At 62.9% G+C, this 12,821-nt stretch carries 9 protein-coding genes; 2 read left to right on the top strand and 7 right to left on the bottom strand.

Annotated elements, in window-relative coordinates; translation table 11 throughout:
• The first annotated feature begins 41 nt into the window (after window positions 1-41).
• Window positions 42-704 (top strand): response regulator transcription factor, encoded by a 663-nt coding sequence (locus tag U9R80_RS05695; protein ID WP_301837289.1) that lies wholly within the window; start codon window positions 42-44, stop codon window positions 702-704.
• Here U9R80_RS05695 and U9R80_RS05690 read toward each other — a convergent pair.
• The 6 genes from U9R80_RS05690 to xerD all read right to left on the bottom strand — a co-directional run bounded on the left by U9R80_RS05690 (window position 683) and on the right by xerD (window position 10,381).
• Window positions 683-1,933, bottom strand: coding sequence for an EAL domain-containing response regulator (locus tag U9R80_RS05690; RefSeq protein ID WP_301837290.1), 1,251 nt, complete (start codon window positions 1,931-1,933; stop codon window positions 683-685). The genes U9R80_RS05695 and U9R80_RS05690 overlap by 22 nt on opposite strands.
• A gap of 84 nt (window positions 1,934-2,017) precedes the next feature.
• Window positions 2,018-5,620 (bottom strand): ATP-binding protein, encoded by a 3,603-nt coding sequence (locus tag U9R80_RS05685; RefSeq protein WP_301837291.1) that lies wholly within the window; start codon window positions 5,618-5,620, stop codon window positions 2,018-2,020.
• A gap of 91 nt (window positions 5,621-5,711) precedes the next feature.
• On the bottom strand, window positions 5,712-7,121 hold the full coding sequence (thrC, locus tag U9R80_RS05680) for a threonine synthase (RefSeq protein WP_301837292.1): 1,410 nt from the start codon (window positions 7,119-7,121) through the stop codon (window positions 5,712-5,714).
• A 104-nt stretch (window positions 7,122-7,225) separates the two neighbouring features.
• Window positions 7,226-8,530, bottom strand: coding sequence for a homoserine dehydrogenase (locus tag U9R80_RS05675; protein ID WP_301837293.1), 1,305 nt, complete (start codon window positions 8,528-8,530; stop codon window positions 7,226-7,228).
• A gap of 81 nt (window positions 8,531-8,611) precedes the next feature.
• Window positions 8,612-9,346, bottom strand: coding sequence for a bifunctional protein-disulfide isomerase/oxidoreductase DsbC (gene dsbC / locus U9R80_RS05670; protein WP_301837294.1), 735 nt, complete (start codon window positions 9,344-9,346; stop codon window positions 8,612-8,614).
• 138 nt (window positions 9,347-9,484) lie between these two features.
• Complete coding sequence (gene xerD / locus U9R80_RS05665) at window positions 9,485-10,381, bottom strand: site-specific tyrosine recombinase XerD (RefSeq protein WP_301837295.1); 897 nt, start codon at window positions 10,379-10,381, stop codon at window positions 9,485-9,487.
• A 77-nt stretch (window positions 10,382-10,458) separates the two neighbouring features.
• On the opposite strand from xerD, the gene U9R80_RS05660 reads away from it, so the two are divergent.
• Window positions 10,459-12,261, top strand: a complete 1,803-nt coding sequence (locus tag U9R80_RS05660) for a cation:proton antiporter (protein ID WP_301837296.1) — start codon at window positions 10,459-10,461, stop codon at window positions 12,259-12,261.
• A gap of 84 nt (window positions 12,262-12,345) precedes the next feature.
• Here the strand turns inward: U9R80_RS05660 and U9R80_RS05655 are convergent, their stop codons facing one another.
• Window positions 12,346-12,753 (bottom strand): acyl-CoA thioesterase, encoded by a 408-nt coding sequence (locus U9R80_RS05655; RefSeq protein WP_045189513.1) that lies wholly within the window; start codon window positions 12,751-12,753, stop codon window positions 12,346-12,348.
• Window positions 12,754-12,821 lie beyond the last annotated feature (68 nt).

Raw genomic sequence — 12,821 nt, 5'->3', positions numbered from 1 at the left:
GCAGTGCTTCACTTGGCAATGAACATCGAGCGGAGCCAGCATTGAGTACATCCCCCACCCGTGAACTACGCATCATCCTTGCGGACGATCATCCGATCTTTCGCATTGGCTTGCGGGCTGTTCTGGAGCAGATACCTGGCGTGCACGTGGTTGCCGAAGCCGGCAGCCCCCAGCAACTGATTGAGCACCTGCAGCGTAGGGAGTGCGATTTGTTGGTGACTGACTTCATGATGCCGGTCGATCAGCAGAACGATGGCTTGAAGCTGTTGGAGCAGATTCGCCGGCATTTTCCACAGCTGCCGATCCTGGTGGTGACCATGCTCAACAATGCCGGACTGTTTCGCGCCATGCTCGACCTCGGGGTCAAGGGCCTGCTGAGCAAGGCAAGCCTCGCCCAGGAACTGCCTCAGGCCATTCGAGGCATACCGCGCGGCAGGACCTACCTGGCAACGTCGGTCGAGCAGTTGCTGTTGCAGGAAGGCGTCTGGCGCGGCGACCGCCTCGGCGCCTCGCTGGCCCTGTCACCCAAGGAGCTGGAAGTCTCCCGCCTGCTCGCCGCCGGCCACACCGTGAACGAGATTGCCGCCCTGCTCAATCGCAGTAAAAAAACCGTCAGCACGCAGAAGGTCAATGCCATGCGCAAGCTGGGCGTGGCCAACGACGCGGCGTTGTTTCTCTACCTTCAGGCACAGGGCTTGAGCTGACCTGCTGGCTGGGCCGGGGCGCTCAGGGGCGTGCCGGCACGGTTGCGATCATTGATCCATTGCTCAAGCTCGGCCTCCGGCATCGGTCGGGCAAAGAAGTAGCCTTGCATGACCGGACGCCCCAGCGCCTTGATCGCCAGTAGGTCATCGACCGTCTCCACCCCTTCGACCACCACACTCAGTTCCATGCGCCGGGCCATCATCAGTGCACCGGCCACCACGGCGGCCTTCTTGCCGTCCTGGGCCATGCCGCGGACAAATTCGCTGGGGAGTTTCAACTCGCTGAACGGTAGCTCCAGCAAGCGCTGAAGGTTGGAAACGCCGGTACCAAAATCATCAATGGACAGGTGGCAACCGAGAATGCGCAGGTGCAGCAGCTCTTCGAGCTGCTGGCAATCCAGCGCACAGCCGTGGGTCTCGACAATTTCCAGGGTCAATGCGCTGGCCGGCACGCCATGGTGTTCCAGCGCGACGGTTACCAAGACACCGAAGTCTTCCCGTGCCAGCAGCTGCGGGGCGATGTTTACCGCCACCGGCATTGCCTGGCCAGTGCGTGCACGGTGTCGGGCGCTGAGCGCCAGGGCCTGCTCCAGCACATGCAGGCTCAAGGTGTCGAGCAGATCGGCCCGCTCGATGGCTGGAAAGAACTGGGCCGGTGAAAGTACCCCCAGGGTGGGGTGATGCCAGCGGGCCAAGGCTTCGACGCCGACCAACTGGCCGTCGAAACTGACCTTGGGTTGAAAATGCGCGATCCATTGATTCTGGCTGCGGGCCAGTTCAGTCGCCGACAACGCCTGCAACTCGGAATACTGCGGCACCGGGGGCACCTTGGGGGAAGCGCTGCCATGTTCCACATAGCGCGTTAGCACCTGATGCAGCACCACATTGCTGGCCATTTTCTGGAAGCATCCCAGTACCTCCAGACCCAATTGCCGAGCCACGTCACCGACGCCATCAATCACGCATTGTTCGGCGCTGCTGTGAATGATCACTGCGCAGGCCAGCTTGTTGTCCGCCAGGTGCCGGATCATCGCCAAGCCATCGGCGCCCTCGAGTTGCAAGTCACAGATGGCGATGTCGACCGGACCACGACGTTCCAGTGCCCGGGCGGCATCTTCCACCGACTCGGCCGTCAGCACATCGAATACACCAATGGCATTGAGCATCTGGTGCAGGGCCATCATTTGGAATGGATGGTCCTCCAGAATCAAGACTTTCAAAGATCGCATGAACCCTTCCCCGCGGTAGCCGACATGTGCGATAGCACGGTGCGACTGTAGTGAAGGCGTGCCCGGCGACCTATCAGATAAGTCCTAAAGCACTAGTCGATTCCTAGACAGCTCAACCTCCACATCGACCTGCAACTGCTGTAGCACGCGTTCCAGTGTCGACCAGGCTTGCTGCGTGGCTTCAGCCTGCTGCCCATGGGTGGCTTGCCCCAGTTCGGCGCAGGCACGGGCCAACGCCAGCGCGTCGATCAGGCAGGCAACCCCTTCGAGCCGGTGCAGCGATGCCCTGATACGTTCCCATTCCAGGTCCGCCACCGCCTCGCGGAGGTGTCCTTGCTCGTCACGCAGGTTCTTGCGCAGCTCTTCAAGCATGCGCAGCATCACCGCGTTGTTGGCCTGGGTCATCTGCTGCAGTGCCTCGATCCGGAAGCTGCAAGGCGGTGCCAGCGTTTCGATCAGCGCCGACAAGCGATCGAGCGAGACGGGCTTGACCAGCAGCTCATCCATGCCGGCCTCCAGGCAACGTGCGCGTTCATCTTTCATCGCGTTGGCCGTGCAGCCGACGATCGCAATGGCCGGTCGCTTCAGCTGCGCCTCCCGTTGCCGTAGGGTGCGAGCCAATGTGCAGCCACTCATTACGGGCATGTTGCAATCGCTCAGCACCAAGTCGAAGCGTTCGGCCTGCCAGGCATCCAGGGCGGCCTGGCCGGAGTCGACGGCCAACACCTGATGACCGAGAAACTCAAGCTGCTGGCTGATAACCATGCGGCTGGCAGAAAGGTCGTCGACGATCAATATCCTGCGCGCCGGCCCTGCCCGACGTTGAACCGGCGCCGCTACCGGTGTGTTCTGCACCTCGGCAACGGGCTCAAGGAACAGCATGACCCTGACTTCGGTCCCCTCCCCGGGCGCGCTATGCAAGGTGATCGTGCCACCCATCAGTTCCACCAACTGTCGGCAGATACTCAAGCCCAGGCCAGAACCGCCGTACTGCGCAGCAGACTGCGCGCTGGCCTGGGCAAACGGGCTGAACAGCTCGGTCTGCTGCTGCTCACTGATGCCAATACCGGTGTCGCGCACGCTCAGGCACACGCCGACGCCTTGCGGCAGCAGCTCGCCGGTTCGTGTGACCTGCAAGGTGACGTGACCTTCATGGGTGAACTTCAACGCATTGCCCAGCACATTCACCAACACCTGGCGCAGGCGCAACGGATCAAACCAGTACGTCCCCTGGGCCTCGTCCGTCATCTGTAGTTGCAGGTCCAGCCCTTGTGCCTGGGCCTGTGCGCGGAACAGCGCGACGACACGTTCCACAAACGGCCGCAACGCCGTGGCCTGCGGCGCCAGTTGCAGGCTACCGGCCTCGATCCGTGCAAGGTCCAGGCTGTCGCCGATCAGCGCGATCAGCTCGCTGGCCGACTGATGAGCGGTCTCAAGCCCCGGCGAAGGCGCGGCACCGGTGGCCAGTGCGGTTTCGCGCTCAAGCTCCAGCAAACCGATAATCACCGCCATCGGCGTGCGTATCTCATGGCTCATGGTCGCCAGAAACGCACTTTTCGCCTGGTTGGCCTGCTCGGCCTGCTGACGGGCCTCCACCAGGTCTGCTTCCAGCTGCTTGCGCTCGGTAATGTCGATCCAGCCGCCGAGCAGCCCCTGCAACTGGCCGTCGGCACGGTAGAACGGCACGGTCCACTGATAGGCATCGATGCGTTGCCCGTGATGTTCGATGCGGCGGTCGGCAAACACCGGCTTGGGATCTTGCAGCAGGTTCAGATAGTCCTCATGCAGTTGAACAGCCAGGTCCGGCGGAATCACGTCGATATCGGTCAGGCGACGCCCTTTGACGTCCGCCAGGTGCAACGAGAAAACCTGTTCGTAGCTCTTGTTGCAGCTGATCAAGCGCCCTTCCAGGTCCCTGACATAGATCGGATTGGGGATGCCATCGAGCAAGGCGCGCTTGAACGCCACCTGGTCGTTGAGCGCCTCTTCGGCCCGCTCGCGCTGCCTGATCTGCACACGCAGCCGGCTGCTCCAGATCAGCGACACCAGCGCAAACAGCAGCGCTGCGGCCACGGCCCAGTACACCCAGGGTGCGATGCGTTGCCAGGCCGGTGCCGGTGGGGCCAGTGCGCCCAGCCACTTCATGCGCATGGCGCGCAGCTCGGCGACCGGGAAAGCTTCCAGGGACTTGTTGAGGATGCTCTCAAGCTCCGGCGCGCTGCGGCGTACCGAAAACCGGTCTGGCGCCCACTTGCCATCAACCCCGCGCCCGACCTTCAAAACCGGGTCATTGCCCACAATGCTGTAGGCCCCGACTTCACTGTCGATGGTCGCCACGGCCTCGCCACTGCGCACTTTCTCGCGCGCCTGCTCCAGGGAGTCCACCAACAGCAGGCGAACATCGGGGTATTCCTCGCGGATACTGCTTTCCAGCGCGTGCTGGGCAGGGAGCGCCAGCGTCTGCCCGGCCAAGTCGCCCAGCGACGCCAGCCCCAGGTGCGACTGCCGCACGATGAACACCCAGCTCTGCCCTCCCAGGGAATGGGTGAAGTCCAGGAATGCGCGTCGCTCCGGGGTTTCGCTCAAGGTGGTGCTCATGTCGGCGGCGCCGCTCCTGAGCAGGTCCAGGCTCTGGGCAATCGACGAGGATGGCGCGTACACGAACTGCAGCCCGGTCAACTGCGCAACGGTTGCCAGTACATCGCTGTTAAGGCCCACCCAGGCGCCCTGGCGATTACGAAACAGGTAGGGTGGATACTGGCTGCCCACCACGGTGACCGTCGGGTGCCGCGCGATCCAGTCACGCTCCTGAACCGTCAGCTCGACACGCTGGTGGGCCACATCCGAGCCCAGCCCCGAGGTCCAGCGTCCGAGGATTTCGCGCCGTACCGGCGCATCGAGACTGGCCAGTGCCTGGTTGAGCATCGCCTTCAACGGCTGATCCTCAGCGCGCACGGCAAACGCGAATCCTATCGGCGGCAAGGCACTGGGGCCGACCACTTGCAGCCCCAGAAACGGACGCAGCGCGTTATAGGCCCGCACGATGATCTCGTTGCCGATGAAGGCGTCGACTTCACCCTGGTTGAGCGCCTCCAGGGCGCTGCTGAGCGTGGGTGCAAGAATCACCTGGCTGTCGGGATAGACGTGATGCATCACTCGGGTATCGGCATAGCCGTCGAGCAAGACGATCTTCATCCCGGCCAACGAGGCCGGTGGCATGGATGCACCGCCGCGCACCACCACCATGGAGCGGTCAGGGATGTAGTCCTCGGTGAAGGCCAGGCCCGCCACGCTACGCTCGAAGCCATTGGCGCTGGTCAGTACATCGATCACACCGTTGTGCAGGGCCTGGATAGCCTCCTCGCGCCGGGCGAAGGCCAGCACTTGCGTTTTTACCCCCAGGCGCCGGGCAACCAGGCTCAGGTAGTCGGCGCTGATACCCTGGTAGCGGTTGCGGTCGATGGTGATGTCCACCGGCTCGTAATCGGCAAAGGAAATACCCACCCGCAAGGTTCGGGCAGGGCCCAGCCATTGCTGCTGCGCCGGGGTCAGCTGCATCGGCTCAAGTTCGGTGAATGGCGGCACCAGGGTAAAGGGCAAGCTCTGTGCGGCCTGGGCCCAGCTGCCCGTGCATAGCCACAGCAGGCAGCCCAGAATGAGCCCCACTGCATGACGTCCTGTGCTCATTGACACTCCTGATCCGTAGCGGCTGGCCAAGGCCAGTGTAGAAACGAAAAAGCCCGTCTGAGACGGGCTTTTTCGCGGGCCTATCGGGCAATTACAGCGGCTTGCCGCGATTGCCGTGCTGGCTGACGAAGGCTTGTACGGCCTTGAGGTCGTTGGCCAGGACCGTGCACTTCTCTTCCCGGGCGAACAGGTCGCTCAGGTGAGCAGGCAGCTCCAGGGCCTTGCCGACGCCGGCTTTTTCCACCGCTTCCGGGAACTTGACCGGGTGGGCGGTACCCAGCACCACCATGGGCGTGTCGAGGCTGCGACGGCATTCGCGCGCGGCCTTGACGCCGATGGCGGTGTGCGGGTCGAGCACTTCGCCGGTCTGGGCGAAGACTTCGGCGATGGTCTCGCAGGTTTGCGCGTCATCGACGGCCAGCGAATCGAACAGTTTGCGCGCTTCGGTCCAGCGGTCCTGGTCGACGCTGAAGCCGCCGCCCTGCTTGAAGTTGTCCATCAGCCCGGCGATGGCTGCGCCGTTGCGACCGTGCAGGTCGAACAGCAGGCGCTCGAAGTTCGACGACACCATGATGTCCATCGACGGCGACAGGGTCGCGTGCAGGGTTTCCTTGACGTACTGGTTGCCGCTCATGAAGCGGTGCAGGATGTCGTTGCGGTTGGTGGCAACGATCAACTGGCTGATCGGCAGGCCCATGTTGCGCGCAAGGTAACCGGCGAAGATGTCGCCGAAGTTGCCGGTCGGTACCGAGAAGGCCACCGAACGCGCCGGGCCGCCCAGCTGCAGGGCCGCGTGGAAGTAGTAGACGATCTGGGCCATGATCCGCGCCCAGTTGATCGAGTTGACTGCTACCAGGCGAGTGCCCTTGAGGAAGCCCTGGTCGGCAAAGCTGGCCTTGACCATTTCCTGGCAGTCGTCGAAGTTGCCTTCGATGGCGATGTTGTGGATGTTCTCGCCGAAGATGGTGGTCATCTGGCGGCGCTGAACTTCCGACACACGCTGGTGCGGGTGCAGGATGAAGATGTCGACGTTGTCGCAACGGCGGCAGCCTTCGATGGCAGCCGAACCGGTGTCACCGCTGGTGGCGCCGATGATCACCACGCGCTCGCCACGCTTGGCCAGCACGTGATCGAGCAAGCGGCCGAGCAGTTGCAGGGCAAAGTCCTTGAACGCCAGGGTCGGGCCGTGGAACAGCTCCAGCACCCATTCGTTGCTGTTCAGCTGACGCAGCGGCGCGACCGCAGCGTGGGCGAACTCGCCGTAGGTTTCTTCGAGAATCTTCTTGAAATCGGCATCGGCAATGCTGCCGGTGACGAACGGACGCATCACTCGGAAAGCCAGCTCGTGATACGGCAGGCCGGCCCAGGAAGCGATCTCTTCCTGGGTGAAGCGCGGCAGGTTTTCCGGCACGTACAGACCGCCGTCGCTGGCGAGACCCGCCAGCAGGACATCTTCGAAATTCAGGGCCGGAGCCTGGCCACGAGTACTGATATATCGCATGGGTACAAACCTTCGGTTTGAGCTACAAGCTACAAGCTACACGCTACAAGTCACCGCGATCCGGCTTTGACTTGCAGCTTGCCGCTTGCCACTTGCAGCTATTGTCAATTCAGTTGTTCGACGCGGATACGCACCACGTTGCCGACCACATCCTGCAGGGCTTCCAGGGCGGTGATGGCATCGTTCATGCGCTGCTCGACCACGCGGTGAGTCAGCAGGATCATCGGTACCAGGCCGTCTTGCTCTTCGACCTCTTTCTGCATGATCGACTCGATGTTGATGCCACGCTCCGAGAGGATGCTCGCCACCTGGGCCAGCACGCCTGGGTGATCCTTGGCCTGGATGCGCAGGTAGTAGGCGGTTTCGCAGGCGTCGATCGGCAGGATCGGGTGAGCCGACAGCGAGTCTGGCTGGAAGGCCAGGTGCGGCACGCGGTTCTCCGGATCGGAAGTCATGGCGCGAACCACGTCCACCAGGTCGGCAACCACCGAGGAAGCGGTCGGTTCCATACCGGCGCCGGCACCGTAGAACAGGGTGGAGCCTGCCGCATCGCCGTTGACCATGACCGCGTTCATCACACCGTTGACATTGGCGATCAGGCGGTCGGCCGGGATCAGCGTCGGGTGGACGCGCAGCTCGATGCCGTTGGCGGTGCTGCGGGCCACGCCCAGGTGCTTGATGCGGTAGCCCAGCGCTTCGGCGTAGTTCACGTCGGCGGTGGTCAACTGGGTGATGCCCTCGGTGTAGGCCTTGTCGAACTGCAGCGGAATACCAAAGGCGATGGACGCCAGGATGGTCAGCTTGTGCGCGGCATCGATACCTTCGACGTCGAAGGTCGGATCGGCTTCGGCATAACCCAGCGCCTGGGCTTCAGCCAGCACGTCGGGGAAGGCACGGCCTTTTTCACGCATCTCGGTGAGGATGAAGTTGCCGGTACCGTTGATGATGCCAGCCACCCAGTTGATGCGGTTGGCCGACAGGCCTTCGCGGATGGCCTTGATCACCGGGATGCCGCCAGCCACGGCCGCTTCGAAGGCGACGATGACGCCCTTCTCGCGGGCCTTGGCGAAAATCTCGTTACCGTGCACGGCAATCAGCGCCTTGTTGGCGGTGACCACGTGCTTGCCGTTCTCGATGGCCTTGAGCACCAGCTCGCGGGCGATGGTGTAGCCGCCGATCAGCTCGATGACAATATCGATTTCCGGGTTCGTTGCGACCTCGAATACATCAGCGGTAATGGGGGTACCGGTAATCTGGCAATTCGGGTTTGGCGAACGCATGGCAATCTGTGCCACTTCGATACCACGCCCGGCACGGCGGGCGATCTCCTCGGCGTTACGCTGAAGTACATTGAAGGTACCGCCACCGACGGTCCCCAACCCACAGATGCCTACTTTGACCGGTTTCACTGTGAACTCCCCATTGAACGAACGACGCTCGGCCGTTCGTGAAAACAGCCGTCTCCCCATGGTGACGGCTGGCTTGTTGAATTATTTATTGCCGGCCAGTGCCAGCTTGGCCACTTGTGGCGCCGGTTGATAACCCGGGATCACCTGGCCGTCCTCAAGGACGATGGCCGGGGTACCGTTGACACCAATCGACTGGCCCAACTGGAATTGCTTGCTGACCGGGTTGGCGCACTTGGCAGCCTTGATTTCCTTGCCGTCGATCATTTTGTCCAGGGCGGCCTTGCGGTCGCTGGAGCACCAGACGGCTTGCAACTGTTCATCGCCCGGGGAGCCGAGGCCCTGGCGCGGGAAGGCTACGTAGCGCACTTCGATACCGCGACGGTTGAGCTCAGGAACTTCGGCGTGCAGCTTGTGGCAGTACGGGCAGGTTGTGTCGGTAAACACGGTGATGTGCGATTTGGTTTCGCCCTTGGCAGGATAAACCACCATCTCGGCAGCTGGAATAGCGTTGATGCTCTTGGCGATGGCCTGACGCTCGGCTTTTTCAGTCAGGTTGACCGGCTTGCCGTCCTGGATCTGGAACAGATAGCCCTGCACCACGAACTGGCCGTCGGCGCTTGCGTACAGTACACGGCCGCCTTCGAGTTTGACTTCGTACAGGCCGTTCAACGGGCTTGAGGCAACACTGGCGACCGGAACACCCAGCTCAAGCGATTGCAAGGTCTTGCGGATGGTCTGCTCGGCGGTGTCGGCAGCGGCGGCAAAAGTGCTGACCAACGCCAGGGCGGCGGTGGCGATAAACTGGGTCACGCGCATGGGAACTCCTGAAGGCGGGCAAGGGGCCGAAATGGAACACGCGTCCTGAAAAAACGGCGTTCGCGCGGGCCTCGATGCAAACCGGTCAAGCCTACCACATCATGTCCGCGCCAAGCGCCCCCGGCGACGCAAGCACAATCAGCCACGCGGGTGATGTTTTGCGTGCAGTTCCTGTAGCCGCGCCCGGGCCACATGGGTGTAGATCTGCGTGGTCGAGAGGTCGCTATGGCCCAGCAGCATCTGCACCACCCGCAAGTCGGCACCGTGATTGAGCAGATGGGTGGCGAAGGCGTGGCGCAAGGTATGCGGCGACAGGCTTTTATCGATACCGGCCACCTGGGCCTGGTGCTTGATCCGGTGCCAGAAGGTCTGGCGGGTCATCTGCTCGCCGCGCTGGCTGGGAAACAGCACATCGCTGGGGCGCCCGCCGAGCATGTCGTTGCGCCCGTCGCGCAGGTAGCGTTCCAGCCACACCACGGCCTCCTCGCCCATCGGCACCAGGCGTTCCTTGCTGCCCTTGCCCATCACCCGCAGCACGCCCTGGCGCAGGTTGACCTGATCCAGGGTCAGGCTCACCAGTTCGGTCACCCGCAGGCCACAGGCATACAGCACCTCAAGCATGGCGCGGTCGCGCTGGCCGATTGGTTCGCCCAGGTCTGGCGCTTGCAGCAGGGCCTCGACATCGGCCTCGGACAACGACTTGGGCAAAGGCCGCCCCAGCTGCGGCATTTCGACCTGCAGGGTGGGGTCGACAGCAATCAGCTTCTCGCGCAGCAAATAACGGTAGAAGCCGCGCACCCCGGAGAGAAAACGCGCCGTGGAGCGAGGCTTGTAGCCCTGCTCCAGGCGCCAGGCCAGGTGATCGAGAATCAGGTCGCGCCCGGCATCGGGTAACTGGATGGCGCGCTCGTGCAACCAACCGTTGAACAAGGCCAGGTCGCTGCGATACGACTCGCGGGTGTTGTCGGCCAGGCCTTTTTCCAGCCACAGGGCATCGAGGAACTGGTCGATCAGGGGATGCTCTAGTGCGGGCATGACAACTCGGTGGGCAGCAGACATAAACGAAGAATTGCCGCTAGTCTTCCACAACATGGCAGGCATAGGGAGCCCGAATGAGCGAACAACAGATATTGCTGACTTTCGGTGGCATTGGCGCCGCCGCCCTCGCCTGCCAATGGCTGGCCTGGCGCCTGAAGCTGCCGGCGATCCTCTTCCTGCTGCTCAGCGGCATCCTGGCAGGCCCGATACTGGGCTGGCTCGACCCACAGCACATGTTCGGCCCCCTGTTGATGCCACTGGTGTCGCTGGCGGTGGCGCTGATCCTGTTTGAAGGCAGCCTCACCCTGCACTTGTCGCAGTGGCGCGAGATCGGTTCGGTTGTACACCGCATGGTGACCCTCGGCGCGCTGTCGACCTGGCTGATCATCACCCTGGCCACTCACTGGCTGCTGGGCTTCGACTGGATGCTGGCGACCCTGTTCGGCACCCTGACCCTGGTGACCGGCCCCACCGTGATCGTGCCGATGTTGCGGGTGGTGCGGCCCAAATCGACCATTGCCAACATCCTGCGCTGGGAAGGTATCGTCATCGACCCGATCGGCGCCCTTCTGGCGGTGGTGGTGTACAGCTTCATCATCGCCAGCGCTGCCGGCAATGGCCTGAGCCAGAGCCTGATGACCTTTGCCGGTGTGATTCTGTGCGGTAGCGCGTTTGGCGCTGCTGGCGGCTGGGTGCTGGGCCAGGTCATGCGCGAGCAATGGTTGCCCGAGTACCTGCATAACCTGGCGTCCCTGGCCGCGGTGCTGGGCATCTTCATCGCCTCCAACCAGGTCACCCACGAATCCGGGTTACTGGCGGTGACCATCATGGGCATGTGGCTGGCCAACATGAAGGGCGTGGATGTGCGGCAGATCCTGCACTTCAAGGAGAACCTGAGCGTGCTGCTGATTTCCGGGCTGTTCATCCTCCTGGCTGCGCGCCTGGACCTGAACGCCCTGATTGGCCTTGGGCCGGCGGTGCTGGCCCTGCTGCTGGTGATCCAGCTGATCGCCCGGCCGCTGAACGTCGCCCTCTCTACCTGGGGCTCGAACCTGAACTGGCGCGAACGCGCCCTGCTGAGCTGGATCGCCCCGCGCGGAATCGTCGCGGCCGCAGTGTCGGCGATCTTCGCCATCCGCCTGCATGAAGCCGGCCACGAAGGTGCCCTGCTGCTGGTGCCGCTGACCTTCGCAGTGATCATCGGCACCGTGGTGCTGCAAAGCGCTACGGCACGACCGCTGGCGCGCCTGCTGAAGGTGGCGGAACCTGCGCCCAGCGGCTTTCTGATCGTCGGTGCCAACCCGCCGGCCCGCGCCATTGGCAAGGCCCTGCAGCAATTGGATTGCCGGGTCCTGCTGACCGATTCGAGCTGGGAAAACATCCGCGCGGCGCGCATGGAGGGGTTACCGACGTACTTTGGCAACCCGGCCTCACAACATGCCGACGCCCACCTGGACCTGGTCGGGTTGGGGCACTTGCTGGGGCTTTCACCGTCCGGCGAGCTGAATACGCTGGCTTGCGCACGTTTTCGTCATGACTTTGGCCATGCCCGGCTGTTCGTCTTGGCCAGCGGGCTGGAAGCCAGGCGCAGCGACAAGCATCGGGCCAGTGACGAACACCGCGGGCATGTGCTGGGCAGCCAGGCGCTGACCTATACCCAACTGGCCAACTTGCTGACCAAGGGTGCCGAGCTGTACAGCACGCACCTGACCGAGGGGTTTGGCTGGGAGGACTATCAGGCTCTGCACGGTGACCGGGCGACCTTGCTGTTTGCCCGGGACAGCAGTGGCTGGGTGCATGTATTCGGGCCTGACAGCACACTCAAGCCCGGGGCGGGATGGACGGTGGTGGCGTTGATCGAACCGACGAACGAATGATCCCTGTAGGAGCGGGCTTACCCCGCGATGCGATGTGACTGCTAGAACAGCATCGCGGGGCAAGCCCACTCCTACACACTCACGTCAGAACCCAGGCAATACCGGCACTGGGCGCTTGTCTTCATCAATGGCGACAAAGCTGAACAGGCCATGAATGGCTTTCTCGCGGCTGTCGCAGCTCATGCTCTCGACAAACACTTCAACCTCGACTTTGAGGCTGGTGTTGCCCACGGCGGCAACCCGCCCGACCAGCTCGACAATAGAGCCGGCGGCAATCGGGTGCTTGAAGTCGATCCGGTCGGTAGACACCGTCACCAACGGCAACCGGCAAAAACGCGTGGCGGCGATGAACGACACTTCGTCCATCCAGGCCAGGGCGGTTCCGCCGAACAGGGTGTTGTGGTGGTTGGTGGTGGACGGGAACACCGCCTTGGTCACACGGGTCACCGACAGTTCGGTGCGGCGTTCGATTTCCTGCTCTCTGGGGCTCATAAACTTCACATCAAAAACAAAATTGCAGACAACAAAAAAGCAGCCCGAAGGCTGCTTTTTTCGCATGG

The sequence above is a fragment of the Pseudomonas sp. JQ170C genome (assembly GCF_035581345.1).
In the GTDB taxonomy this organism is placed as follows: domain Bacteria; phylum Pseudomonadota; class Gammaproteobacteria; order Pseudomonadales; family Pseudomonadaceae; genus Aquipseudomonas.
Note: the sequence above shows the minus strand (reverse complement) of the source record. Positions and strands in the feature narration are given on the sequence as shown.